Below are 25,569 nucleotides of genomic sequence, written 5' to 3'. Positions count from 1 at the left end.
GAAGTGTTTGACTTGCTCGTTGTTGTGACCGAAGTCACGATTGACGAAGCTTGCGCTTCATTCGTTTTTGTATTCCGTAGAATACGATTTTTGCCTCATCGTTCAGTTTTCAAAGTTCGTCCGCGCCTGTTTTGGCGACTCAATTAGAATACCAAGTCTGAAACAAGAAGTCAACAAAATTTTTGAAATTGTTTTTCTCGTTTGTTTCAAGCGCTTGTCGTTGTTAAGGACATGTAATAATATATCATGCGTTTTATTATTGTGCAACACTTATTTTAAAATTGTTTTTAAAATCATGAACAAGCCTCTTGAACCTTGCGATTCCGGCTCAAGAGGCTGTTTATTCCCTATTAATCCATCAACTGAATAATACTATGTTGTCGATCTTCCATTAAATCAATGATCGTCATCCGTCCTTGTTCTTCATAAGAAATGACAGGTCGATCAAAGACTGGATTCTTTCGCGTGATGGTTGCAATCTTTCCGTTACTCATTAGCACGCGATCACCGACTTCTATTGGTAGAAGTAATTGTCCGAGCAACAATACATACTTTGAGCAATATTGCATCGGTCTTGCTTTCAAATGACGATAGGCATCAAACGGCGTATATGCTTCTCGGTACGGACGCCAACTCGTCATTGCAGCAAAAACATCCGCTACGATGAATAACCGTGTGTGATCTGCGATCTTATCTCCCTTTACCTTTAAAGGGTAACCTGTTCCGTCTAACCGTTCATGATGTTGAACAATTAAACGATTGACTGTATCAGAGATGATCGTCTCTTTTTGCAAGGCTTGATACGCCATAGCCGGGTGACGTTGAAAAATTTCTTGTTGCATTGCTTCATATCGTTTCGTGTGACGCCATTCCATGATTCGTGCTAGTCCATAGTCGGCAAAATAGGACGCCGTCCACAGTTCATGAATCATTTTCCGTTCTTTTCCGACTGCTTCCGCCAGCATTTGCGCAATTGCCCCTCGATAAATGGCATGTCGCACTGTATAAGCTTCCGTTCCCCGCTCTAAGAAGAATGGTAAGACATCTTGTCTCGTAATCTGTTCTGGAACGGACTGTTTGACCCAGCTCAATGCTTCGTATACATTCGGCTTCATTCCCTGTTCCCACGACATGAAGACTTTATTGTAAAAGCGAATGAATTCTTCAAAAGGATGTTCTACATGGGCTTCAACCGTTTCAATCTGTACTTGTTCACCTGCACCGAAATCAGGTCGATCTTCAATGACGACTTCTTTGATTAAGAAACGCTGGATTCGTCGTAACTCATCGGTCCCTATTTTTTTCCCTGCTTCTACGATCGGATGATCCGTATGTAAATAGATGGATTCTGTCAAACGATCCCCGATGCGTAATTGGTCACTTGCCACTCGCATATCGCTTCGTTCCTTTCTCTTCTTTCTATATATGTAGATAAAAGCAGCAGAGTAGTATCACTCTGCTGCTTCCTTGCTGACGTCTTGCTTACTCTTCTGCTTCTTCTGAAGCATCCGATTCGACTACATTCTCTTCAGACACGATATCCGTGTCTTCTTCCATTTCATCAGTCTCTTCGCGTTTCAGTTTCGCAACCGTTGCAACACGGTCACCTTCTTCAATTCGAATGACCTTCACCCCTTGGGTATTCCGGCCGACACGTGAAATGTATTGCGAGTCTGTCCGAATGACGATACCACTCTCTGTCATGATCATGATGTCATCATCAACATCAACGATTCGCATGGCAACGATTTGACCGACACGATCCGTCACCTTACTCGCGATCAATCCTTTACCACCACGAGACTGGCTACGGAACTCGGTCATCGGTGTCCGTTTACCGAATCCTTTTTCCGTAATGACAAGAACATCTTGGGCATCACGTGCAAGTTCCATCCCGACGACGAAATCGTCTGGACGTAACGTCATCGCTTTGACACCACGAGCGCCACGTCCCATCGAGCGGACATTCGTGATTGGGAAACGAATCGCTTTCCCACTTGTTGATACAGCAAAGACTTCATCGTCCGTCGATGCGAGACGAACCGATGTCAACTCGTCGTCTTCAAACAATCGAATCGCGATCAAACCGTTTTTGTTGATCCGTGCGTACGCAGACAACGGTGAACGTTTGACGCGTCCTTTACGTGTCATGAAGATCAATGATTTTTGCTCATCTTGAACGACTTCTTCCGTTTCGAGCGTTTCTTCCGTCTCTTCAATCTCTCCTTCAATCACCTCGACAGGTGCTTCAGTTGCTTGTTGCTCCTCGAGATAACGTTTGAAGTTGACTGGAATCATCGTCTCGACCTTTTCGTCGCGTTCGATTTGGATGAGGTTGATGATTGGTACACCTTTTGATGTCCGGCTCATCTCCGGTACTTCATATCCACGAATCCGGTAGACTTTCCCACGGTTCGTAAAGAATAGAATCGTATCATGCGTCGAACAAGACAAGAGACGCGTGACGTAATCTTCGTCGTTCGTTCCGATTCCCTGAACCCCACGTCCGCCGCGACGTTGTGTCCGGTACGAATCCGTCGTCATCCGTTTGATGTAGCCACTGCTTGTCAACGTGATGATGATATCCTGTTCCGGAATCAAATCTTCGTCTTCGAATTCGATGTGGTCCATGCGGATTTCCGTCCGACGTTCGTCGTTGAAACGTTCTTTCAACTCCTCAAGTTCTGTCCGGATCAAATCAAGCAAGACTTCCTCACTCGCAAGGATGCGGTTCAGTTCCGCGATCAATTGCATGATTTCGTCATACTCTGCTTCAATTTTCTCCCGCTCAAGACCTGTCAGGCGTTGCAAGCGCATATCGAGAATCGCTTGTGATTGTTTCTCGGATAACGCAAAACGCTCCATCAACTGTTCACGTGCTGCGTCCGCTGTCCGGTTCCCGCGAATGATTTGAATGACTTCATCCAAATGATCGAGTGCAATCCGTAGACCAGCGAGCAAGTGTTCACGCGCTTCTGCTTTTTCGAGATCGAACTGTGTCCGACGACGCACGATTTCTTTTTGATGCTCGAGGTAATGATAAAGCATTTCCTTGAGCGTCAATGTTTTCGGACGTCCTCCGACGATCGCAAGCATATTGACACCAAACGTCGTTTGCATCGACGTCTGTTTATACAAGTTGTTTAAGATGACGCTCGCATTGGCGTCACGACGGACTTCCATGACGATGCGCATACCGCGGCGATCTGATTCATCTCGTAAATCGGTGATGCCTTCGATCTTTTTCTCGCGAACGAGATCGGCAATCTTTTCAACGAGGCGGGCTTTGTTGACCTGATAAGGAAGCTCCGTCACGATGATCCGTTCCCGGTCTTTTTTCGTCTGTTCGATTTCTGCTTTCGCACGGACGATGATTGAGCCACGTCCTGTCTCATAAGCGCGACGAATCCCGCTCCGACCAAGAATTTCACCAGCTGTCGGGAAATCAGGCCCCGGAATGTGCTGCATCAGTTCTTGGATCGTGATTTCTGGATCGTGCGACAAGGCTAAGACGCCGTCGATGACTTCGCCAAGCTGGTGCGGAGGAATGTTCGTTGCCATCCCGACCGCGATCCCGCTCGAACCGTTGACGAGTAAGTTCGGGAAGCGTGACGGTAAGACTTCCGGTTCGCGTTCCGAACCATCGTAGTTATCTTTGAAATCGACTGTGTTTTTGTTGATATCGCGAACGATCTCCATCGCGATTTTGGACATACGAGCTTCCGTATATCGCATCGCTGCCGCCGAGTCTCCATCGACAGACCCGAAGTTTCCGTGTCCATCGACGAGTTCGTAACGGTAGCTGAAGTCTTGCGCCATGCGGACCATCGTGTCATAGACGGCAGAATCCCCGTGCGGGTGATACTTACCGATGACTTCCCCGACGATACGGGCAGACTTTTTATGTGGTTTATCGGCACGAATACCGAGGTCGTTCATCGCATAGAGAATCCGGCGGTGTCCGGGTTTTAAGCCGTCCCGTACGTCCGGAAGAGCACGTGCGACGATGACGCTCATCGCGTAGTCCATGAAGGACGTACGCATCTCTTGACTGATATTAATATCCTTGATGATTCCGTGATTTTGTTCGGACATGCTTCTGGCCACCCTCTCTGTTCAGCGTTAAATATCCAGGTTCTTGACGTAATGTGCGTGTGATTGAATGAAGTCGCGTCGTGGTTCGACTTGATCTCCCATCAAGATATCAAAGACTTCATCCGCTTCGATCGCATCTTGAAGCTCGACACGTAACATTTGACGACCACTTGGATCCATCGTCGTTTCCCAAAGTTGCTCTGGATCCATCTCCCCAAGACCTTTGTAGCGCTGAATGTCGTACCGTGCGTTTTCAGGAAGCGCTGCAAGCGCCTCTGTCAATTCACGTTCGTTATGCACGTACGTGATGTTCTTCCCTTGTTTGATCCCGTATAGCGGTGGCTGAGCGATATAGACATACCCATGCTCGACAAGCGGACGCATGTAACGGTAGAAGAACGTCAACAAGAGTGTCCGGATGTGGGCACCATCGACATCGGCATCGGTCATGATGATGACTTTGTGATAGCGTGCTTTTTCAATATTGAACTCAGAACCGATACTTGTTCCGAGTGCTGTGATGATCGTCCGAATCTCATTGCTTCCGAGAATCTTATCGAGACGTGCTTTCTCCACGTTCAAGATTTTACCGCGAATCGGTAAGATGGCTTGGAAATGACGATCACGTCCAGATTTCGCAGAACCACCCGCCGAATCACCCTCAACGATGTACAATTCGGAAATCGAGGCATCACGTGACGAACAGTCGGCCAGTTTACCTGGAAGCGAGCTCACTTCGAGAACACCTTTACGGCGTGTCAGTTCACGGGCGCGTTTCGCTGCCATCCGGGCGCGTGACGCCATCATCCCTTTTTCGACGATTGCGCGTGCGTTCGTCGGGTTTTCGAGCATGAACTGCTCAAATGCACCAGAGAAGAGTGAATCCGTAACCGTACGCGCGTCGGAGTTCCCGAGTTTCGTTTTCGTCTGACCTTCGAACTGTGGGTTCGGGTGTTTGACGGAAACGATCGCTGTCATTCCTTCACGTACGTCCTCACCGGATAACGTACCGTCTGCATCCTTCATCAAACCGAACTTCTTCGCGTAGTCATTAATGACCCGTGTCAAAGCCGTCTTGAAGCCGGTCTCGTGCGTACCACCTTCATGCGTCGGGATGTTGTTCGTGAACGAGTAGATGTTTGACGCAAATCCGTCGTTATACTGAAGCGCGACTTCAACTTCGATGCCGTCTTTTGTTCCGTGTACATAGACAGGTTCCGCATGAACGACTTCTTTTGAACGATTCAAGTGTTCGACGTAGGATTTGATCCCACCTTCGTAGTGGAAGCTACGCGTCATCGGCTCATCCGCACGATCGTCCGTGATGATGATCTTCAAGCCTTTATTTAAGAAAGCAAGTTCCCGCAGGCGTGTCGCTAGCAAATCATAGTCATACTCGAGCGTCTCTTGGAAAATCTCACCGTCTGGGAAGAAACGAATCGTCGTTCCTGTCTCTTCTGATGTTCCGATGACTTCGAGATCTTGCGCTGGTACACCGCGATGATACGCTTGGTAATACAGCTTCTCGTTCCGTTTGACGAATACTTCAAGTTTCGTCGACAGGGCGTTAACGACCGAAGCCCCAACACCGTGTAGTCCACCCGATACTTTATATCCGCCGCCGCCGAATTTACCACCGGCGTGGAGGACTGTCAGGATGACCTCAACGGCAGGACGACCCATCTTCTCTTGAATGTCGACTGGAATACCGCGTCCATTATCCTCGACTAAGATCGAGTTCCCTGGTTCGATCGTCACCTTGATCGTGTCACAGTATCCTGCGAGCGCCTCATCAATCGAGTTATCGACGATCTCCCATACGAGGTGATGGAGACCCTTTGATGCCGTCGAGCCGATATACATCCCTGGACGTTTACGAACTGCTTCTAATCCTTCAAGTACTTGAATCTGATCGGCACCGTACCCTTGTTCCAATTCCATATCTTCATGATTACTCATCGGTTTTCTCACCTACTGTTTCTTTATATGATGTCTCTTCCAAATCGACCGTCCCTTGTTTCACGTGGAACAACTTCGCTTGGTTGATCGTTTCATGCGCAATCCCGTCGACGCTTGTCGTCGTCAGGATCGTCTGGACCTTTTGTTGCATCGTATCGAGCAAATGTGTTTGACGATGATCATCAAGTTCGGATAAGACATCGTCGAGCAGAAGAAGTGGATATTCCCCTACTTCCTCATGAATCAATTCGATCTCCGCAAGCTTTAACGAGAGGGCTGCTGTCCGTTGTTGTCCTTGTGAACCATACGTTTGGACGTTTCGTCCATTGACTTCCATCTCGAAGTCATCGCGATGTGGTCCAAACAACGTAACTCCTCTTCGGATTTCATTTTCTTTTATTTTACCAAACTTCCGCGTGTAGGACGCAGTCATTCCTTCGACATCGAGTAATTCGTCGCCGAATGTGTCCGAACGATAGATGAGCGCGAGTTCTTCCTGTCCACGACTGATTCCGTCATGAATCGGTCGTGCCCATTTTTCGAGATGGGCCATGAAATGATGCCGGCGCTGAACGATTTTAACGGCTAGCGTAATCATTTGCTCCGTCAAGATATCAAGGAAGGTCTCGTCTCCTCCCTTCATGGACAGTTGTTTCAGCAATGCGTTCCGCTGCTTCAACACTTTCAGGTACTGGCTCAATTCATGCAGATAGACCGGACTGACTTGACCGATCTCCATATCGAGAAATCGCCGGCGGACTTGTGGACTGCCTTTGACGATATGCAAATCTTCCGGGGCGAATAAAACGATGTTCAGTGCCCCGACATAATCACTCAAGCGTCGTTGCTCTAGATGATTCAGCTTTGCTTTTTTCCCGCGACCCGAGATGACGATCTCTTGGACATGGGAGCCGGTCCGCTTGACGACACGTCCTTCGACGCGCGCTGTTTCTTGGTCCCAACCGATCAGTTCCTTGTCATGCGTCGTCCGGTGCGACTTCGCGAGAGCAAGAACATAGATCGCTTCCAGTAAGTTCGTCTTCCCTTGTGCATTTTCACCAATCAGGACATTCGTTTTTTCGGAGAATGACAGTTCGAGTGCGTCATAGTTGCGATAATGACTGAGTCGGACTGAATCCAGCCGCACGTTAGTTGCCCTCGTTCTTGATGATGAACTGACCGTAGTCTTCTACATCAATGATGTCTCCATCCCGTAATTTACGACCACGTCGCTGATCGACCTCGCCGTTGACTAGAATCGGTACCTCTGCTAAAAACGGTTTGGCTTGTCCTCCGCTTGAGATGATATCCGATAGCTTCAGGAACTGCCCTAATGTGACGTATTCCGTTGTAATTCTGATTTCTTGCATGGATTGACTCCTCCTACCTACATATTATAAATGACGTACTCTTTATTGTACTAAACATTGGACGATTTAGCAAAATCCCCGAACGTATATACGGTATACGAAAAAGACGGGTCCGATGTCGAAACGATCGAACCCGTCTTATCACGTATTTCGTGTTTATGCTTACGCCGTCCGGACTGGAAGAATCAGTTGCAGGACGTTATCTTGATCGACTGGGTGCAAGATAAATGGACGAATCGAACCCGTGAACTGGATTTCGATATCTGTCGCGTCAAGTGCCTTCAAGGCGTCCATCATGTACTTCGAGTTGAACGAGATTTTCAGCTCTTCTCCTTCAAGCGAAAGAATGCTGACTTGCTCCGAGACTTTCCCGACTTCTGGTGAATGTGAAGAGATCTCGACCGCTGTCGTTCCTTCAGCTGCGAACTTGATGACGTTGTTACGGTCCTCACGTGCAAGCAGTGACGCGCGATCGATCGCTTGGAGCAATTCTTTCGCGTTCATGCGGACAGCTGTCCGGTACTCTTCCGGAATCAAACGTGATGTATCCGGATAATTTCCGTCGAGTAGACGCGAGAAGAAGAGGACGTGCTTCATCTTGAACAAGATTTGTTGGTTCGTGATCGTGATATCCACATGACCATCCCCAAGCAACTTCGATAATTCATTTAAGCTCTTACCAGGAACGATGACGTTCTGGAACGAGATATCTGTATCTGTCTCAAATTGAGCACGACGAAGGGCTAGACGGTGACTATCTGTTGAGACACACGTCAAGATGCCTTTATCGGCTGAGAAGTTCACACCTGTCAGAACAGGACGTGTTTCTTGAACAGCGACAGCAAAGCTTGTTTGACGAATCATCGAACGTAAGAGATCAGCCGGTAAACGGAAACGTTGTCCCCCATCGACTTGTGGAAGGCGTGGGAACTCATCTGGATCAAGACCGTTCAAATGGAATTCCGCTGTTCCTGACTGGATCCGTGTCATGAAGTTCGGTGAGACTTCAAGTGTGACTTCGTCTTTTGGCATCTTTTTGACGATATCGCCGAAGAAGCGGGCATTCAAGACGACACTACCTGCACGGTGAACCGTGACATAAGATGTTCCATTCTCTTCTGCATAGATCGTCCGTTCAATCGAGATTTCCGTATCGCTTCCTGTCAGCGTCATACCATCTCCATGAGCTTCGAGTTTGATCCCTGTCAGAATCGGAATCGTCGTGCGGGATGAGACCGCTTTGGCTACATCTTGTACTGCTTGAATTAAAGCTTCGCGTTGAATGGTGATATGCATATCGTCGTTAGACTCCTCTCGAAAATAATGGGCATGCGCCCATCATAACATAATAATATATTTTTTTAATAATAGTCTTAGGGGCTGTGGATAGTGTGGATAAGTCGGTGGATAACTTGATATAAAGCCAAAAACGGTGTGGATAAGTTGTGGATAACCACCCTACTTTATCCACATGTTTATCCACAGTTTTATGAATGCTTCAATTCATGTTTGATTTGTTCGATGACTTTTCCCGTTTCCCCGTCCGATTTGATCAACATACTGATCTTTTCATGGGCATGGATGACGGTCGTATGGTCGCGTCCCCCAAATTCTTCTCCGATTTTCGGTAAAGAGCTCTCCGTCATCTCACGTGAGAGATACATCGCGATTTGACGTGGGAAGGCAATCGATTTCGTCCGTTTTTTCGCCTTCAGATCATCAAATGGCAAATTGAAGTGCTTACTGACCGACTCCTGGATGTCACGAATCGTAACTTTACGCGGTTCAGCGACCGGCATGATGTTATGCAAGGCTTCCGAAGCGACATTTGGATCAATTGGTCGTCCGACGAGATTCGCATAGGCGATAACGCGGGTTAACGCTCCTTCGAGCTCCCGAATATTCGTATCAATTTGACTTGCGATGTAGAGCATGACTTCGTTTGAGACGTCAAGTTGCTCCGCATTCGCCTTTTTCCGTAAGATCGCAATCCGTGTCTCGAGATCCGGTGGCGTGATGTCGGTGATTAATCCCCATTCGAAACGTGAACGAAGCCGATCTTCAAGCGTTGGAATCTCTTTTGGTGGTCGGTCACTTGAGATGATGATTTGTTTTTGGTCGTTATGCAGGGCATTGAATGTGTGGAAAAACTCTTCTTGCGTCTGTTCTTTGCCCGCAAGGAACTGGATGTCATCAATTAAGAGGACATCGATGTTACGGTATTTATTTCTAAACTCAACCGTCTTATTATCACGGATGGAGTTAATGAAGTCATTCGTAAAGCGTTCAGAAGAGACATAGGCAATCCGTGTCCCGAGATTTTGATCTTGAACGTACTGTCCGATGGCATGCATCAGATGGGTTTTGCCAAGACCAACGCCACCATAGATGAAAAGCGGATTGTATGCTTTAGCAGGCGCTTCCGCAACAGCCAGTGAAGCGGCATGCGCAAAACGGTTCCCCGATCCGATGACGAATGTATCGAACGTATACTTCTCATTCAATTGTCCGAGTTCACTCATCGTCAGTTCCTCTGTTGGTCTCCGCATGTTCGATGGACGCGATTTCGGAGTCGGTGTTGCCTCAACACGTTCCTCTTCTTGTCGATCAAGCATTTTCTTCGCTTGTCCCTCTTCAATGAACTGAATATCGAGTCGGCTTCCTGTTACTTCCTCAACTGTGTCTTCGAGTAAAGATAAGTACTGGCGCTCGAGCCATGTCACCGTAAACGCAGCTGGTGCTGAAACGAGTAGTGTCGTTCCATTTAGCGTGACGCCTTCTGTGGATTTCAACCACATATCATAACTAGCTTTCGGTGTTCGTTCCTCTTCCTCGATCACAGATAAGACATTATGCCAAAGTTCGGCAGCGTTTTTCATAAATACCCCCCTTTTTTTATCAAGATAGAAAATTTTTGTACACAGGCTTATACACAGACAAAGTTAATGAAGAAACTCGACTTATCCCCATAACGTAAAAACTGTGGATAACGTTATCCACAGGTAGTTGAATCTGTGTATAAAGTTATCCACAGGGTGTGTATAACTTGTTTTGTCCTGAACGATCAGGATCATGTTATGCACAATTAGTGTATCAAAAGAAATGAGCCCTGGCAATGGTTGGAATGATTTATCCACAAGTAAATTAAATCATCCACAGGTAGTTACCCACAAGCTGTGGATAGTGTGGATAAATTGTGGATAAGAGGTGGATAACTTTTCGAAAGAGGAAGCGTTGAAAAAGAGTTATTCACAAAATACAAAAGAAGTGGAAAAAGGAAATCCAAAATCGAGGATTGACGTCGATTTTAAAAAATACTATCGTAGACAAAGTGAAGAGTTATCCACGGAAAGTGTGGATAATGTGGATAAGTCTGTGGATAGGTGGATAAGTCTACACACATCCCCTCGATGATCCATATGTATTCTATCGCGTAATAGAGTTTGCGCAGTCGAATCCTATCGCCTGTTTTCAAACTAGAACTCCCTTAAGCAGGACGAGAAATCTTCTGAACTTTCATTGACAATGCCACAATCAGTTTATATAATGTACAAGACTGCCTTAAAGTAGAAAATAACAATTGGTTATAAAGATCTTTTAAAGGAGGTGCAGACGAATGAAACCAACTTTCAACCCAAACAACCGTAAGCGTAAAAAAGTTCACGGATTCCGTGCGCGTATGGCTACGAAGAGTGGCCGCCGTATCTTGGCTGCTCGCCGTCTTAAGGGCCGCAAAGCCTTGACTGTCTAATGCATTGATGCATCCATCACTTCGGGCATGATCCGAGGTGATTTTATGTTTTTTCGTGTGTTCGTGCTTTTGTCACATGCGCCCTATCGCGTCGCATGTTTATTCTATGATATGATGAGAGACGACGAATTTTCGTAGTGTCAGGATGGAGTGTGAATAAGGTGAAGAAGGAATACCGCGTCAAGAAAGACAAGGAGTTCCAAGCGGTGTTTACTAAAGGAGCCTCTGTCGCAAATCGGCAATTTGTCGTGTATGCCTTGAAAAAGGAGCAACAGACTCACTTTCGGATTGGTTTATCCGTCAGTAAGAAAATCGGGAATGCCGTCGTCCGGAATCAGGTGAAACGGTATCTTCGGGAAGCATGCCAGCAGCATGAAGCCTCGATTGCCCCGAATTATGATTTGGTGATCATCGCGCGCAATCCGGCCGCGAAGATGACCGCGCAAGAAGTGGCTGACAGTCTCCGTCACGTGCTCAAACGTTCCGGTGTCTGGATGCGATCAAAAAAATGAATCGTAGCAATGCATCCTGTTGATTTGTACGGCGCTCCCTTTCCTTGCCTTACTATAGAAGAAGATGGCGTTCGACAAAGCGTAAACAATTTCTAGGAGGAATTATGAACAAGAGAACTAAGATTTGGTTAACTCTCGGACTCATGTCCGTGCTCGCGATCGTGTTATCCGGCTGTACACCTAGCACGTATGGTACAGGTGAACCGATCACAGCAGACACAGAAGGTTTTTGGAAACATTACTTCGTTTGGCCGATGGCGTGGTTGATTCGTGAGATTTCACAGTTCTTTAGCGGTGATTACGGTATCGGAATCATCATTACGACACTTCTCGTTCGTCTTGTCATCCTTCCATTGATGATCAAACAAACGAAGAGTATGGGTGGAATGCAAGTTATCCAGCCTGAAATGATGAAGCTTCGTGAGAAATACAGCTCAAAAGACCAAGAGACGCAACAGAAATTGCAACAGGAAATGATGAAGCTCTACCAAGAGCACAACGTCAATCCACTCGCAGGCTGTTTACCGATTTTGATCCAAATGCCGATCTTGATCGCGTTCTATAACGCCATCATTTATACACCGGCTATTTTCCAACACACATTCCTCTGGTTCGACCTTGGGAAACCGGATCCATTCTTCATCTTGCCAATCATGTCTGCGGTACTGACGTATCTGCAACAAAAGATCTCGATGGCAGGTCAAGAAGACAATCCACAAATGAAAATCATGCTCTACGTCTTCCCGATCATGATCTTCATCATGGGGGTTACACTCCCATCTGCCCTTTCGCTTTACTGGGTCGTCGGTTACATCTTCTCGATCATCGTCACGATCGTCATCATGAAGCCGATGCGTGAAAAGATTAAGTTGCAGACGGAAGCGACAATGGCTGCTAAACGTGAAAAAGAAGCAGCACAAGCAGCTCCGGCTCCTAAAAAATCGAAAAAGAAACGCTAATACGTGAAGAGCGACGCTTTGTTTTGACAGAGTGTCGCTCTTTTTCTTTTGCGTCATTTCGTGTATAGTTGTTTCGTTATACCCATTGCAACGATTAAGGATTAAATACTCATAAAAAGACAGAAGAAAAACGAGGTGGAAGAACGGATGATGGAATTTGATACGATTGCCGCGATTTCGACGCCGATGGGAGAAGGGGCGATTGCGATCGTGCGCTTATCAGGTCCTGATGCAGTCGCTGTAGCCGACCGTGTTTATAAAGGGAGCAACCGCTTGACGGAAGTACCAACCCATACGATTCATTACGGGAAATTGGTCGACCATGAGGCGGACCGTGTCGTCGATGAAGTAATGGTGAGTGTCATGCGCGCACCAAAGACGTTTACACGTGAAGATGTCATCGAATTGAATTGTCATGGAGGAGTCGTCGCGGTCAATCGTGTCCTCGAACTCATCCTTGCCCAACCGGAAGTCCGGTTGGCGGAACCTGGTGAATTTACAAAACGCGCGTTCTTGAATGGACGCATCGATTTATCACAGGCGGAAGCTGTCATGGATCTGATCCGGGCGAAGACGGACCGGGCGATGCATGTCGCGGTCAGTCAGATTGAAGGACGTCTTTCAAAACTCGTCCAAGACTTACGTCAACAATTGTTACAGACGATTGCTGCGATTGAAGTCAACATCGATTACCCGGAATACGATGCAGAAGAGATGACGCAACAGATCGTCGAACGTGATGCGGGTGCTGTCCGCGCGATTTTAGCAGAGTTATTAACAACGGCACGCCAAGGAAAAATCTTGCGCGAAGGGTTATCCACAGCGATCATCGGTCGACCAAACGTCGGAAAGTCGTCTTTGCTCAACACATTGGTGCAAGAAGCAAAGGCTATCGTCACGGATATCGCGGGAACGACGCGCGATACGATCGAGGAATACGTCAACGTTCGCGGTGTACCGTTGAAGTTGATTGATACGGCAGGGATTCGCGAGACGGAAGATATCGTCGAACGGATGGGTGTCGAAAAGTCACGTCAGGCTTTAAAGACGGCCGATTTGATCTTACTCGTCCTCAACGGAAACGATGTTTTGACGGATGAAGATGTCTTGTTGTTTGAAGCGATCAAAGGAATGAACGCGATCATCATCGTCAACAAGAGTGACTTGACGCAACAGATTGATTTAGCGCGTGTCACGGAGCTGGCTGATGGTCGACCAATCGTCACGACATCCTTGCTCGAAGAAGCAGGCGTCAATGATCTTGAAGCAGCGATTGCGAGTCTGTTCTTTGAACAGGGTGTCGAAAGTCAGGATATGACGTACGTCTCAAATGCACGTCACATCCAGCTCATCAAACGAGCGAGTCAAATGATTGAAGATGCACTCGGTGCAGCAGAAGCAGCGATGCCGATTGACATGGTACAGATCGATTTACGACGAGCGTGGGATACGCTTGGCGAAATCAATGGTGATACAGCACAGGATAGTTTATTGGATCAGTTGTTTTCGCAGTTCTGTCTCGGGAAATAATTCGAGACGACTGCGTGTGGAATAAGAAGGAGGAACCAGTACTATGGCTTATCAAGCAGGTGAATTCGACGTTATCGTCGTCGGAGCCGGACATGCCGGCATCGAAGCCTCTCTTGCTGCGGCACGAATGGGCTCGAAAACGGTTATGCTGACAATGAATCCCGATATGGTTGGATTCATGTATTGCAACCCGTCGATCGGTGGTCCTGCAAAAGGGATCGTCGTCCGGGAAATCGATGCGCTCGGTGGCGAAATGGCACGCGCGATCGATGCAACGTATATTCAAATGAAAATGTTAAACACGTCAAAAGGTCCTGCCGTGCGAGCATTACGGGCACAGGCAGATAAATTCGAATACCAAAACCGGATGAAAAAAGCGCTCGAGGATGAGCCGAATTTGCTCTTACGTCAAGCACTCGTCGAACGGTTATTGATTGACGACGAAGGACGCTGCGTCGGTGTCGTCACGAATACAGGGGCGGAGTACCGGGCAAAAGCGGTCGTCATCACGACAGGAACGTTCATGCGTGGAAAAATCATCATCGGTGAATTGTCGTACGAGAGTGGTCCGAACAATCAGATGCCATCGATCAATCTATCGAAACATCTTGAAGAACTCGGATTTGAGCTCGCACGTTTCAAAACAGGAACACCACCGCGAATCGACGGGAAAACGATTGACTACTCGAAGACGGAGATCCAACCAGGTGACGAAGTAGCACTTCCATTTAGTCATGAAACGACTCAGATGATCACGGAACAGATCCCATGCTGGTTGACGTATACGACGGAGTATACGCATCAGTTGATTGATGCGAACCTGCACCGCTCCCCGATGTTCTCTGGAATGATCAAAGGAACAGGTCCACGTTATTGCCCATCGATCGAAGATAAGGTCGTCCGGTTCAACGATAAACCGCGTCACCAAATCTTCCTTGAGCCAGAAGGTCGCGATACGGAAGAAGTCTACGTGCAAGGATTATCAACAAGCTTGCCGGAAGACGTCCAACACGATATTCTCCGCTCGATTCCAGGGCTTGAGAATTCAGAAATGATGCGTCCTGGTTATGCGATTGAGTACGATGCCGTTGTTCCGACACAACTTTGGCCAACGCTCGAGACAAAACGTGTTCCTGGTTTATTCACAGCGGGTCAAATCAACGGAACAAGTGGGTATGAGGAAGCAGCGGGACAAGGAATCATGGCAGGGATCAATGCCGGACTACAAGTCCAAGGCAAAGAACCACTTATCTTGTCACGTTCACAAGGCTATATCGGTGTCATGATCGATGATCTCGTTACGAAAGGTACGAACGAACCATACCGTCTCTTGACGTCACGCGCCGAGTACCGGTTGTTGCTCCGTCATGATAATGCGGACCTTCGCCTATCGGAAATCGGACATGAACTCGGATTGATCTCGGAAGAGCGTCAAGCGAAGTTGCTCGATAAACAAGAACAAATCCGTCTTGAGATGAAACGTCTTGAGAAGGTCGTCATCAAAGCGACAGCGGACGTGAATGCACAGCTAGAAGCAATTGGTGCATCACCACTCAAGGAAGCGCTGCATGCGATCACGTTGCTGAAACGCCCGGAAATCACGTATGCGATGATCGCGCAGATGACACCACCAGAAACACCACTGTCTGCAGAAGCAGCAGAACAAGTCGAAATCCAAGTCAAATATTCCGGCTACATCGATAAGCAACTTGATCAAGTCGAAAAAATGATGCGGATGGAGCAAAAACGGATTCCGGATCGTCTCGATTACGATGCGATCAGTGGATTAGCGATTGAAGCGAAACAAAAACTAAACCAAGTGCGTCCGCTCTCGATCGGACAAGCATCCCGGATCTCAGGGGTAAACCCGTCTGATATCTCGATTCTGCTTGTCTATATCGAACAAGGCCAATACGCATTGACTGCGGAGTGAACGAGATGAACCAACAGCAATTCGTAACAGCATTGGCAGCACAGGGACTTGAGGTCTCAGAACATCAGTTGCATCAATTCAAACGGTATTATGAACTGCTCGTCGAGTGGAATGAAAAGATGAACCTGACAGCGATCACGGATGAAGAAGATGTCTATCTCAAACACTTCTACGATTCAATCACAGCAGCATTCTATTTCGATTTCACGACGGTCACGACAGTTTGTGATGTCGGAGCGGGCGCTGGTTTCCCAAGTCTGCCGATCAAGATTATGTTTCCACATCTCCAAGTGACGATTGTCGATTCACTGAACAAACGAATCGGCTTCCTCAATCATTTGGCGACGGAACTCGGACTCGAAGGTGTCGCGTTCCATCATGGACGCGCCGAAGAGTTCGGTAAAAATAAACAATTCCGCGAACGGTTCGACGTCGTGACAGCTCGTGCGGTCGCCCGGATGTCCGTTCTCGCGGAATATTGCTTACCGCTTGCGAAAGTCGGTGGACAATTCGTTGCCTTGAAGGCAGCGAAAGTCAGTGAAGAGCTCGAGGATGGTGCGATTGCCTTAAAAGTACTCGGTGGGAATTTACGGGAAAGTTTCCAGTTCCAATTGCCAGGCGAGGAAAGTGAGCGTAATATCGTTATTGTAGATAAAAAACGAACAACACCCGGGAAATATCCGCGTAAAGCGGGTACGCCTGCGAAAGATCCATTAAGCTAAACACCGTTTCACGTGAAACGATGACTGATAAAGGTGAGGTGCGCCAACGTGAGAAATGCAATTGCCAAGCTGCTCGGTAAGGGAGGGCAACCTGCTACGATCGAGCTTGACCCACAAGAGACGGTTCAGGAATTACCATTGACAGAACTTGTCGCGAACCAGTTCCAACCACGGACAGTGTTTGATGGGGACCGAATTGAAGAGCTAGCCGTTACGATCGAAGAGCATGGATTACTCCAGCCGATCGTCGTTCGAAAACAAGGAACAGGATACGAGATCATTGCGGGAGAACGACGATACCGGGCAGTGCGCTCGCTTGGCTGGGAAACGATTCCTGCCATCGTCAAAGAGATGACGGACGAGACGACTGCTTCACTGGCATTGATTGAAAATCTGCAACGCGAAGATTTGACACCAATCGAAGAAGCAGAAGCCTATGAGCGCTTGCTTGCGTTACAAGACATCACGCAAGAAGTATTAGCTCGTAAGCTCGGACGTAGTCAATCGACGATTGCCAACAAATTGCGTTTGCTTCGATTGCCAACGGATGTCCGGGAAGCATTGAAGCAACGGACGATCACGGAGCGTCATGCCCGTGCGTTATTACCGCTCAAGGATGAAGCGCTACAAGTAACGGTACTCGCTGAAATTCTGGAACGGGAATGGAACGTCAAGGAGACGGAGCGCCGGGTGGAACGATTGATGACACCACAGCCACCGAAGAAAAAACGTCATAAGAGCTTTGCTCGCGATACACGGATTGCGTTAAATACTCTTCGCGATTCCGTCGATATGATCGAGCAAACCGGATTGACGATTGAAAAAGAAGAAGTCGATTGTGAAGAATATGTAGAGGTGCGGATTCGCATCGTGAAGGCACGTCCGGAATAAGCGGTCGTGCCTTCCGCTACGTTTAGGAGAGAAGGCAAGTGAACGAATTACCTGTTCGGGCGATTCGCCCGAATCCGACTCAACCCCGGAAACGATTCAATGAAAAAGCATTAGAAGAACTCGCCCAATCACTCGTTCGGCACGGGATGATCCAACCGATCGTCGTCCGACCACGTGATGGCTATTATGAAATCATCGCCGGCGAACGACGGTATCAAGCAGCGAGTCGCGCAGGATTCGAACGTGTACCGGTCCTCGTGATCGAAGCAGACGAGACACGCGTGATGGAGCTCGCTTTGATCGAAAACATCCAACGGGCGGATTTATCCGCGATTGAAGAGGCGATGGCGTATGCGGAGATGATCGAGGAATTCGGTATCACGCAAGCAGAGCTTGCGCAGCGTGTCGGCAAAAGTCGTTCGCACATCACGAACAGTCTTCGGTTACTACAATTGCCGTTACTCGTTCAACAAGCGGTCATGGATGAGCGGCTATCGATGGGACATGCCCGTGCCCTATTGTCGCTGAAGCATCCAAAGAAGATCGAGCAGATGGCAGAACGCGTCATGGCGGAAAACTGGAACGTCCGTCGATTAGAGCAGGCGCTTCGGGAACGGAAAGAATCCACGCGTCCGCAACAAGCGACCGCTGTCCAATTCGTCGAAGAGTCGCTTCGCGAAAAATACGGAGCGACGGTTCGGATCAAACAAGGGAAACAAGCAGGGAAACTCGAGATTGATTTTGCAGATGAAGACGACCTCAATCGGTTGCTCGATTTGTTATTACCTGAATCGGATCAATGAAAAAGAAGCGTTCCGGTAACGGTTCGCTTCTTTTTGATTACATCGAACGTGGCGTGAAGGAAATCGTCGTCCGTGTCGACTCAGCGGATAGTTTCGCATCGAGCATGTGGAAACTGTTCGCGACGAGTTCTGCTAGTTCATAAACGAGGTGTAACCGTGTATTTTGGAGAATCATCATCTCCATGAAGCCACTGACGTTAACGACAGCCTTGATGTTGAAGTCACCGACCGCTGGCAATTCTTTTTGGACGCCAGCACCGGGTGCGAGTGGTCCTTCCGAAAAGAAGACATGCCCAACGCTTGAAAGCCGACCAAGACACGCATCGATTGCGATGACAAGTGGACGGTAATGGGTCGTTTGGATCGAGTGAATCGTTTCAGCGAGATTCAGTGCATGGACGGGTTTAGCGAGTGTACCGTAAATGTGGAGATGAGCAGGTGCTTGTTTTTCAAGGAATGTTCCGACGAGTGGACCGAGTGAGTCGCCCGTCGAACGATCAGAACCAATGCAGACGAGTACGATTGGTCGTTTTTCTTGGACCGCGGAGATTTGTTCGAATAGTTGTTCAGCTAAGCGTTCTTTCGCGAACGGTTCCGTATATTCTAAAAAGAAAGAATAGGGCTTGGGCTCGTGCGAATGAAAGCGGAAATTCATCGAAATCATCCTTTCTTCTCTTGGTGTCGGTGTCGTGGTGGATTGGCAAGAGTGAAGGGTTCTTAGATGATTTTCCTTTCCCGGTTTTTCCGAAAATCTAACGTCAAAATCGGCTCTTTGGTTGAAACTCAATTAAAATCACGTATACTGTCGTAATAGAGAGAACAAGAAAGGATGAGAGAATGGCTACCAATCAAGATGTACAAGAATCCGTCGCCCAAGTCGATAAACTAATCAATCAAGTAATGGATGCGGATATGTGGATTCGTTTTGGGATGAAACTACTGATTGCGCTCATCATCATCGCGGCGTTCTATATCTTAACGCGCGTTTTGACTGGGGCAGTCTCACGTCTCTTTACGATCAGGAAAATCAATGAACAGGACTACTTAGCACAACGACAGAACGAGACATTACTGAAATTGCTCCAAAATGCAATCCGTTACGTGCTCGGAATCGTCATGTTGTTGACGGTACTCAGTCAGTTCGGAATCAACATCACCGGTCTTGTCGCCAGTGCTGGAATCGCCGGTCTTGCGATTTCGTTCGGTGCGAAAAACTTGGTGCAAGATATCATTACCGGAGCGTTCATCATCTTCGAACGCCAGTTCAAAGTCGGAGATTATGTACGCGTCGGTGTGATTGAAGGGGTCGTCACGGAACTTGGGATCCGGACGACGAAACTCAAAGGACTCAACGGGGAGATCCACATCATCCCGAACGGTCAGATTTTACAAGTCACGAACTATTCGGTCGACAACAGTTTTGCACTCGTCGACGTCCAAGTCTCCTATGATGAGGATCTTGAACGGGTCGAACAAGTCTTGCATGAGATCGCAGACCGGACGACGAAGAAGTATGTCGATATGTTCGTCGAACCGATTCAGATGCTTGGCGTCCAGACGCTTGGTCCTTCTGAAGTCGTCTATCGTTTGATGGCAGAAGTACCACCGATGCAACATTTCCAAGCTGGTCGTCTGATCCGGAAAGAATTGAAGCAAGGACTCGAAGAAGAAAACATCAAGATCCCGTATCCACGGATGGTCATGATGAATCCAGAACAAAAGAATGGTGGACAAACGGATGATTCCAAAAACGTATCAACTCCATGATTATGTTGAGATGAAGAAGCAGCATCCATGTGGTACGAACCGATGGCAAATCATTCGGGTCGGCATGGATATCCGAATCAAATGTCAAGGTTGCGGGGCAAGCATTTTGATGCCACGTCGTGATTTTGATAAACGATTGAAAAAAGTCTTACCAGAGTAATGAAAAGCGGATCTGATCCTCGTGATTAGATTCGCTTTTTTGTTGTCTTGCTTAAGTGGAGCGGTTGCGTTCGGTTAGGACGTGAGTAAAAAAGACGGTCGAGCTCCTTGCTTAAAAAAATTGAACTATCTATAATTGTGAAAGATGTGCTGACGTGGTGTAATCATTCTACCCACTGCGGCCGCTAGCACGGATTTCCTAGGAAATACCGAAAAGGAGGAATTCCAAGTGGGATTAACAGCAGGAATCGTTGGCTTACCAAACGTAGGAAAATCAACACTTTTTAACGCCATCACACAAGCAGGTGTAGAGGCAGCGAACTACCCGTTCGCAACGATCGACCCGAACGTCGGTGTCGTTGAAGTACCAGATGCACGTCTTCGGAAATTGACGGAACTCGTCAACCCGAAAAAGACGATCCCGACAGCATTCGAATTCACGGATATCGCAGGTATCGTAAAAGGCGCGTCTAAAGGGGAAGGTCTCGGAAATAAATTCCTCGCGAACATTCGTGAGGTAGATGCGATCTGTCAGGTCGTGCGTTGTTTCGTCGATGAAAACATCACACACGTGGCCGGGAAAGTCTCACCGATCGATGACATCGAGACGATCAACCTCGAATTGATCCTCGCAGACCTCGAGCAAGTCGAAAAACGGATTCAGCGTGTTCAAAAACAAGTCAAGTCACGCGATAAAAACGCAGCGGCTGAACTCGAAGCACTTGAAATCGTGCAAGCATTACTCGAAGACGAGAAACCAGCACGTCTCGCTGAATTGAACGAAGATCAAGCAGCTCTCGTTAAACACTTCCAATTGTTGACGATGAAACCGATGCTTTACGTCGCAAACGTCGGCGAAGATGAAGTCGCAGATGCGGACAATAACGAAAATGTCCGTCTCGTACGCGAATTCGCTGAAAAAGAAGGTTCTGAAGTCATCGTCATCTGTGCTCGGATCGAAGAAGAGATTGCGGAGCTTGAGCCAGAAGAACGCCAAGAGTTCCTCGTCGATCTCGGAATCGAAGAATCAGGTCTTGATCAATTGATTCATGCAGCATACAGCACGCTTGGTCTTGCGACATACTTCACAGCAGGTGAAAAAGAAGTACGCGCTTGGACGTTCAAAAAAGGGATGAAAGCTCCACAATGTGCGGGTGTCATCCACTCGGACTTCGAACGTGGATTCATCCGTGCAGAAGTCGTTTCGTACGAAGATTTAGCAGCTGCAGGCAACATGGCGACAGTCAAGGAACAAGGACGTTACCGTTCAGAAGGTAAGGAATATGTCTTCCAAGACGGCGATGTCGTCACATTCCGCTTCAACGTCTAATCGAAAACGAATCGTTATTGCATAAAGCAAAATACTTTGGTAGTATTAACGAATGTGAGTAATGAATTATTGCTCCTTGCTCGAACATTCGAGCCGCCAGTCCAAGAGGAGGTGACAGATATGCGTAAATACGAAGTACTTTACATCATCCGTCCGGAACTTGATGAGGAAGCACGCAAAGCAACAGTGGAGCGTTTCAACAAAGTCCTCACTGATAACGGTGGTACAGTTGATAAAACAACTGAAATGGGTAAACGTCGTTTCGCTTACGAAATCAATGATATGCGTGAAGGGTTCTACGTTCTTCTTAACGTTTCTGCTGAACCAGCAGCTACAAAAGAACTTGACCGTCTCATGAAGATCAGTGACGATATCGTTCGCTTAATGATCACAAAAGACGAGAAATAAGCTGAAACAGGAGAGTGATTCTGATGATTAACCGCGTCGTTTTAGTCGGTCGGTTAACTCGTGACCCGGAAATGCGTTATACGCAGAGCGGGATTGCGGTAACGCGATTCACACTCGCATGTGACCGTCCTTTCACAGGGCAAGATGGGAAGCGAGAAGCTGATTTCATCGATTGCGTCGTTTGGCGCAAGCAAGCAGAGAACGTTGCTCAGTATTTGAAGAAGGGTAGTCTTGCTGGTGTAGAGGGTCGCCTCCAGATTAGCAGCTACGACGATAAAGAAGGGCAACGCCGTTATCGTGCGGAAGTCGTCGCTGATAGCGTCCGCTTCCTTGAGTCACGTAACGCGAGCCGTTCTTCGGATGGTAGCGAAGGCTACGCTTCATCTACTGGTGGAAACGGGAATGCTGCAGGATGGGGTTCACAGCAACAGCAGAACAACTCTTCCTCGCCAGCACCCGCTTCATCGAATTCGGGCTTCGGCGCTGATCCGTTCAGCGGCGGTAGTTCGATCGACCTTTCAGACGACGATCTCCCGTTCTAAGGAAATCGTCCTGAAAAATCCAAGTTAAAAAGGAGGTTAATCACATGGCACGTCGTCCAGGTGGAAAACGTCGTCGTAAAGTATGTTACTTCACGTCGAACCACATCACTCATATCGATTATAAAGACGTAGAACTTCTCAAACGTTTCATTTCGGAACGCGGTAAGATTCTTCCACGTCGTGTGACTGGTACTTCAGCGAAATACCAACGTCCACTTACAATCGCAATCAAACGCGCACGTCAAATGGCTTTAATCCCATACGTGGCTGACTGATTTCGTAGCACCATCCTCAAGCATGAGGATGGTGCTTTTTTTCGCTTCCCTTTCATCCCCTCCTGCTTTTCGGTTATAATAAACAAGTTACTAAAAATTTAAATGAACCCTATAGAGCATATAAGGAGGACACGATGGAGTCAGGTCAACAAGTATCACCGGAACGAGAACGACGCATCGTTCGCTTCATTCCGTATCTATTAATCGTCGGTCTGCTTCTCGTCGTCGCTGTACGTGAACCGATCATCTCTGCTATCGGAGCCGTCGTGACTGCCCTCCTCTTCGGATTGCACCTATTCGAAGAACGTCGTGCACGCAGGGCATGGGAGACATACGTCGCAGGAATCTCGATGCAAGTCGAGGAGACGGGACAAGATGCGTTGACGAACATGCCAATCGGGATTTTGTTATACGATGAGGAAACCCTCGTCACCTGGTTCAATGATCCGATGCGGGACATATTTGATGATGTAGCGATGGGACAGACGCTCAATGAGCTCGATCCCTTATTCATCGAGATGGTCGCGACAAATGAGGACCAAGCGACGCTTGAAATCGGTGATGCCGTATATCGCGTCTTTTCAAATCATGAGAACCGGACGTTCTATCTGTTCGATATGACAGAAGAGGCACAAGTCGAACAACAACTCGTCGACAATCAGACGGTCATCGGCGTCATCTATCTCGATAACTACGATGAGATGACACAAGGTATCGAAGATCAGTTACGCAGTGAGTTGAACAGCCGAGTTACGCAACTGTTGAATCACTGGGCAGCCGAACACGGAACGTATATCAAACGAACCGCATCTGATCGATACTTCATCGTCACGACAGAAGAGAATCTACGGATTCTTGAACGATCGAAGTTCACGATTCTTGATATCGTACGCGAAGAGACGAGTCAGCGTGGTGTCCAGTTGACGTTATCGATCGGAATTGGTTGCGGTAGTGATCCGATTCCTTCGCTTGGTCTGATGGCTCAATCGAGTCTCGATCTCGCGCTAGGACGGGGAGGCGACCAAGTCGTCATCAAACGCGACGGGAAAGTCCGCTTCTATGGTGGCAAGACGAATCCGACAGAAAAACGGACACGTGTCCGGGCGCGGGTCATCGCCAACTCGCTTCGTGATTTAATGCAGGAATCAAGCCGTGTCCTGATCATGGGGCATAAGAATCCGGATATGGATGCACTCGGATCAGCGATCGGCATTTTGAAGCTTGCGGAAATGAACGATAAGGAAGCGCATATCGTTTTACCGCCAGAAGAAATCGGTCGCGGGATTCGCCGGATGATGGACGAGATCGCTGAAGTACCACAACTCGAGACACGGTTCGTCAATGCGTTTCAAGCCGATCAGTTGATTGACGATCAGACGTTACTCGTCGTCGTCGATACCCACAAACCGTCGCTCGTCGTCGTGCCGACGTTACTCGATCGATTCGAGCATATGGTCGTGATTGATCATCACCGGCGCGGGGAGGATTTCATCGAAGATGCGGTCCTCGTTTATCTCGAGCCTTACGCATCGTCGACGTCAGAACTCGTCACCGAGTTAATCGAGTACCAGCCGACGAATCAAAAGCTATCGATGCTTGAGGCGACGGCGTTACTTGCCGGAATCATCGTCGATACGAAAGGCTTTGCGCTTCGGACCGGCTCGCGGACGTTCGATGCTGCATCTTACTTGCGTTCACAAGGTGCTGACACGGTGCTCGTGCAAGAGTTCCTCAGTCAGGATCTTGAGACGTACGTTGAGCAGTCACATATCCTCGAGCGGTCCGAGGTCTATACGAAAGGGATGGCGATTGCGACAGCGGAACCTGGCGTCATTCACGATCAAGTCTTGATCGCACAAGCGGCTGATCAATTGTTGTCGCTTCAAGGCATTCGTGCTGCCTTCGTCATCGCGGAACTTCAAGACGGACGGACAGCGATCAGTGCCCGTTCGCTTGGAGAAGTCAACGTCCAGTTGATCATGGAGACGCTCGGAGGCGGCGGTCACTTGACGAACGCGGCGACACAGATGTCAGAATCGGTCATCACGGTCGCGGATGCGTTGCGTAAAGCGATCGATCAATATCTAGAAGATGAGACAAAAGGAGAGGAATCAGAATGAAGGTTATTTTCTTACAAGATGTAAAAGGACAAGGTAAAGCAGGAGACGTCAAAGACGTGGCCGATGCTTATGCAAATAACGTACTCTTCAAGAAAAAGTTAGCGCGTCCTGCGACGACTGGCAACTTGAAGCAACATGAAGCACATGAACGTAAAGCAGCAGAAGAAGCGAAACAGAACTTGCTTGACGCGCAAGCGTTAAAAGAGAAAATCGAAAAAGAGACGATCATCGTCTCGACGAAAGCCGGTGAAGGCGGTCGTGTCTTCGGTTCTGTCACAAGCAAACAGATCGCGGAAGCACTCAAGAGTATGGGTTACAAAATCGACAAACGTAAAATCGAGCTCGAGCACCCAATCAAGGCACTCGGCTTTACGAAGGTACCATTGAAGCTACACAACGAAGTGACAGCGACGCTGAACGTTCAGGTCAAAGAGGCGTGAGTA

The 25,569-nt window shown here is 48.0% G+C and carries 24 protein-coding genes; 16 read left to right on the top strand and 8 right to left on the bottom strand.

Annotated elements, in window-relative coordinates; all coding sequences use genetic code 11:
• Positions 1-350: 350 nt before the first annotated feature.
• The 7 genes from AC3B4V_RS13610 to dnaA all read right to left on the bottom strand — a co-directional run bounded on the left by AC3B4V_RS13610 (position 351) and on the right by dnaA (position 10,303).
• On the bottom strand, positions 351-1,394 hold the full coding sequence (locus AC3B4V_RS13610) for an HD-GYP domain-containing protein (RefSeq protein ID WP_488378710.1): 1,044 nt from the start codon (positions 1,392-1,394) through the stop codon (positions 351-353).
• A gap of 88 nt (positions 1,395-1,482) precedes the next feature.
• Positions 1,483-4,095 (bottom strand): DNA gyrase subunit A, encoded by a 2,613-nt coding sequence (gene gyrA, locus AC3B4V_RS13605; protein ID WP_488378709.1) that lies wholly within the window; start codon positions 4,093-4,095, stop codon positions 1,483-1,485.
• 27 nt (positions 4,096-4,122) lie between these two features.
• Complete coding sequence (gyrB, locus tag AC3B4V_RS13600) at positions 4,123-6,036, bottom strand: DNA topoisomerase (ATP-hydrolyzing) subunit B (protein ID WP_200864062.1); 1,914 nt, start codon at positions 6,034-6,036, stop codon at positions 4,123-4,125.
• Positions 6,037-6,046: 10 nt separating this feature from the next.
• Positions 6,047-7,201 (bottom strand): DNA replication/repair protein RecF, encoded by a 1,155-nt coding sequence (recF, locus tag AC3B4V_RS13595; protein WP_488378708.1) that lies wholly within the window; start codon positions 7,199-7,201, stop codon positions 6,047-6,049.
• 1 nt (position 7,202) lies between these two features.
• Positions 7,203-7,424, bottom strand: coding sequence for a S4 domain-containing protein YaaA (gene yaaA / locus AC3B4V_RS13590; RefSeq protein ID WP_023469865.1), 222 nt, complete (start codon positions 7,422-7,424; stop codon positions 7,203-7,205).
• A gap of 162 nt (positions 7,425-7,586) precedes the next feature.
• On the bottom strand, positions 7,587-8,720 hold the full coding sequence (gene dnaN, locus AC3B4V_RS13585; protein WP_023469864.1) for a DNA polymerase III subunit beta: 1,134 nt from the start codon (positions 8,718-8,720) through the stop codon (positions 7,587-7,589).
• 191 nt (positions 8,721-8,911) lie between these two features.
• On the bottom strand, positions 8,912-10,303 hold the full coding sequence (dnaA, locus tag AC3B4V_RS13580) for a chromosomal replication initiator protein DnaA (protein ID WP_488378707.1): 1,392 nt from the start codon (positions 10,301-10,303) through the stop codon (positions 8,912-8,914).
• A gap of 737 nt (positions 10,304-11,040) precedes the next feature.
• Here dnaA and rpmH point away from each other — a divergent pair.
• The 8 genes from rpmH (at position 11,041) to AC3B4V_RS13540 (ending at position 18,525) form a co-directional block, all read left to right on the top strand.
• Positions 11,041-11,175, top strand: a complete 135-nt coding sequence (rpmH, locus tag AC3B4V_RS13575) for a 50S ribosomal protein L34 (RefSeq protein ID WP_012371910.1) — start codon at positions 11,041-11,043, stop codon at positions 11,173-11,175.
• A gap of 161 nt (positions 11,176-11,336) precedes the next feature.
• The gene (rnpA, locus tag AC3B4V_RS13570) at positions 11,337-11,687 is read left to right on the top strand and encodes a ribonuclease P protein component (protein ID WP_087681744.1); all 351 of its coding nucleotides are present in this window, start codon (positions 11,337-11,339) and stop codon (positions 11,685-11,687) included.
• Positions 11,688-11,791: 104 nt separating this feature from the next.
• Complete coding sequence (gene yidC / locus AC3B4V_RS13565) at positions 11,792-12,646, top strand: membrane protein insertase YidC (RefSeq protein WP_035395434.1); 855 nt, start codon at positions 11,792-11,794, stop codon at positions 12,644-12,646.
• A 147-nt stretch (positions 12,647-12,793) separates the two neighbouring features.
• A complete protein-coding gene (gene mnmE / locus AC3B4V_RS13560) occupies positions 12,794-14,176 on the top strand; it encodes a tRNA uridine-5-carboxymethylaminomethyl(34) synthesis GTPase MnmE (protein ID WP_058713714.1) in 1,383 nt (460 codons plus the stop codon).
• Positions 14,177-14,219: 43 nt separating this feature from the next.
• Complete coding sequence (mnmG, locus tag AC3B4V_RS13555; RefSeq protein WP_488378706.1) at positions 14,220-16,109, top strand: tRNA uridine-5-carboxymethylaminomethyl(34) synthesis enzyme MnmG; 1,890 nt, start codon at positions 14,220-14,222, stop codon at positions 16,107-16,109.
• A gap of 5 nt (positions 16,110-16,114) precedes the next feature.
• Positions 16,115-16,831, top strand: coding sequence for a 16S rRNA (guanine(527)-N(7))-methyltransferase RsmG (gene rsmG / locus AC3B4V_RS13550; RefSeq protein ID WP_023469858.1), 717 nt, complete (start codon positions 16,115-16,117; stop codon positions 16,829-16,831).
• Between the two features lie 48 nt (positions 16,832-16,879).
• Positions 16,880-17,722 (top strand): nucleoid occlusion protein, encoded by an 843-nt coding sequence (gene noc, locus AC3B4V_RS13545; protein ID WP_023469857.1) that lies wholly within the window; start codon positions 16,880-16,882, stop codon positions 17,720-17,722.
• 38 nt (positions 17,723-17,760) lie between these two features.
• Positions 17,761-18,525 carry a ParB/RepB/Spo0J family partition protein gene (locus AC3B4V_RS13540; protein ID WP_035395440.1) on the top strand — a complete coding sequence of 255 codons (765 nt, stop codon included), beginning with the start codon at positions 17,761-17,763 and terminating at the stop codon, positions 18,523-18,525.
• Positions 18,526-18,562: 37 nt separating this feature from the next.
• Here AC3B4V_RS13540 and yyaC read toward each other — a convergent pair whose 3' ends face one another.
• Positions 18,563-19,180 (bottom strand): spore protease YyaC, encoded by a 618-nt coding sequence (gene yyaC / locus AC3B4V_RS13535; protein WP_488378705.1) that lies wholly within the window; start codon positions 19,178-19,180, stop codon positions 18,563-18,565.
• Between the two features lie 182 nt (positions 19,181-19,362).
• Between yyaC and AC3B4V_RS13530 the strand changes: the two genes are divergently transcribed.
• The 8 genes from AC3B4V_RS13530 (at position 19,363) to rplI (ending at position 25,566) form a co-directional block, all read left to right on the top strand.
• The gene (locus tag AC3B4V_RS13530) at positions 19,363-20,292 is read left to right on the top strand and encodes a mechanosensitive ion channel family protein (RefSeq protein ID WP_050678887.1); all 930 of its coding nucleotides are present in this window, start codon (positions 19,363-19,365) and stop codon (positions 20,290-20,292) included.
• Positions 20,264-20,452 (top strand): DUF951 domain-containing protein, encoded by a 189-nt coding sequence (locus AC3B4V_RS13525; protein ID WP_023469853.1) that lies wholly within the window; start codon positions 20,264-20,266, stop codon positions 20,450-20,452. The genes AC3B4V_RS13530 and AC3B4V_RS13525 overlap by 29 nt, the downstream gene beginning before the upstream one ends.
• 228 nt (positions 20,453-20,680) lie before the next feature.
• Complete coding sequence (gene ychF, locus AC3B4V_RS13520) at positions 20,681-21,781, top strand: redox-regulated ATPase YchF (protein WP_023469852.1); 1,101 nt, start codon at positions 20,681-20,683, stop codon at positions 21,779-21,781.
• 120 nt (positions 21,782-21,901) lie between these two features.
• On the top strand, positions 21,902-22,189 hold the full coding sequence (rpsF, locus tag AC3B4V_RS13515; protein WP_023469851.1) for a 30S ribosomal protein S6: 288 nt from the start codon (positions 21,902-21,904) through the stop codon (positions 22,187-22,189).
• A gap of 23 nt (positions 22,190-22,212) precedes the next feature.
• Positions 22,213-22,731, top strand: coding sequence for a single-stranded DNA-binding protein (gene ssb, locus AC3B4V_RS13510; protein ID WP_023469850.1), 519 nt, complete (start codon positions 22,213-22,215; stop codon positions 22,729-22,731).
• A gap of 44 nt (positions 22,732-22,775) precedes the next feature.
• Complete coding sequence (rpsR, locus tag AC3B4V_RS13505) at positions 22,776-23,006, top strand: 30S ribosomal protein S18 (protein ID WP_023469849.1); 231 nt, start codon at positions 22,776-22,778, stop codon at positions 23,004-23,006.
• Positions 23,007-23,140: 134 nt separating this feature from the next.
• Positions 23,141-25,126, top strand: a complete 1,986-nt coding sequence (locus AC3B4V_RS13500) for a DHH family phosphoesterase (protein WP_488378704.1) — start codon at positions 23,141-23,143, stop codon at positions 25,124-25,126.
• Entirely contained in the window at positions 25,123-25,566 is a 444-nt protein-coding gene (gene rplI, locus AC3B4V_RS13495) for a 50S ribosomal protein L9 (RefSeq protein ID WP_055969789.1), read from the top strand. The genes AC3B4V_RS13500 and rplI overlap by 4 nt, the downstream gene beginning before the upstream one ends.
• Positions 25,567-25,569: the final 3 nt, after the last annotated feature.

It is taken from the genome of Exiguobacterium sp. E17S (genome assembly GCF_057772545.1).
This window is presented reverse-complemented; position numbering and strand designations above follow the sequence as displayed.

Coding starts and splice junctions, on each gene's coding strand:
- AC3B4V_RS13610 (WP_488378710.1), bottom strand. CDS start 1,394: ATGCGAGTGGCAAGTGACCAATTACGCATCGGGGATCGTTTGACAGAA.
- gyrA (WP_488378709.1), bottom strand. CDS start 4,095: ATGTCCGAACAAAATCACGGAATCATCAAGGATATTAATATCAGTCAA.
- gyrB (WP_200864062.1), bottom strand. CDS start 6,036: ATGGAATTGGAACAAGGGTACGGTGCCGATCAGATTCAAGTACTTGAA.
- yaaA (WP_023469865.1), bottom strand. CDS start 7,424: ATGCAAGAAATCAGAATTACAACGGAATACGTCACATTAGGGCAGTTC.
- dnaN (WP_023469864.1), bottom strand. CDS start 8,720: ATGCATATCACCATTCAACGCGAAGCTTTAATTCAAGCAGTACAAGAT.
- dnaA (WP_488378707.1), bottom strand. CDS start 10,303: ATGAAAAACGCTGCCGAACTTTGGCATAATGTCTTATCTGTGATCGAG.
- rpmH (WP_012371910.1), top strand. CDS start 11,041: ATGAAACCAACTTTCAACCCAAACAACCGTAAGCGTAAAAAAGTTCAC.
- yidC (WP_035395434.1), top strand. CDS start 11,792: ATGAACAAGAGAACTAAGATTTGGTTAACTCTCGGACTCATGTCCGTG.
- mnmE (WP_058713714.1), top strand. CDS start 12,794: ATGATGGAATTTGATACGATTGCCGCGATTTCGACGCCGATGGGAGAA.
- mnmG (WP_488378706.1), top strand. CDS start 14,220: ATGGCTTATCAAGCAGGTGAATTCGACGTTATCGTCGTCGGAGCCGGA.
- rsmG (WP_023469858.1), top strand. CDS start 16,115: ATGAACCAACAGCAATTCGTAACAGCATTGGCAGCACAGGGACTTGAG.
- yyaC (WP_488378705.1), bottom strand. CDS start 19,180: ATGAATTTCCGCTTTCATTCGCACGAGCCCAAGCCCTATTCTTTCTTT.
- AC3B4V_RS13530 (WP_050678887.1), top strand. CDS start 19,363: ATGGCTACCAATCAAGATGTACAAGAATCCGTCGCCCAAGTCGATAAA.
- AC3B4V_RS13525 (WP_023469853.1), top strand. CDS start 20,264: ATGATTCCAAAAACGTATCAACTCCATGATTATGTTGAGATGAAGAAG.
- rpsF (WP_023469851.1), top strand. CDS start 21,902: ATGCGTAAATACGAAGTACTTTACATCATCCGTCCGGAACTTGATGAG.
- ssb (WP_023469850.1), top strand. CDS start 22,213: ATGATTAACCGCGTCGTTTTAGTCGGTCGGTTAACTCGTGACCCGGAA.
- rpsR (WP_023469849.1), top strand. CDS start 22,776: ATGGCACGTCGTCCAGGTGGAAAACGTCGTCGTAAAGTATGTTACTTC.
- AC3B4V_RS13500 (WP_488378704.1), top strand. CDS start 23,141: ATGGAGTCAGGTCAACAAGTATCACCGGAACGAGAACGACGCATCGTT.
- rplI (WP_055969789.1), top strand. CDS start 25,123: ATGAAGGTTATTTTCTTACAAGATGTAAAAGGACAAGGTAAAGCAGGA.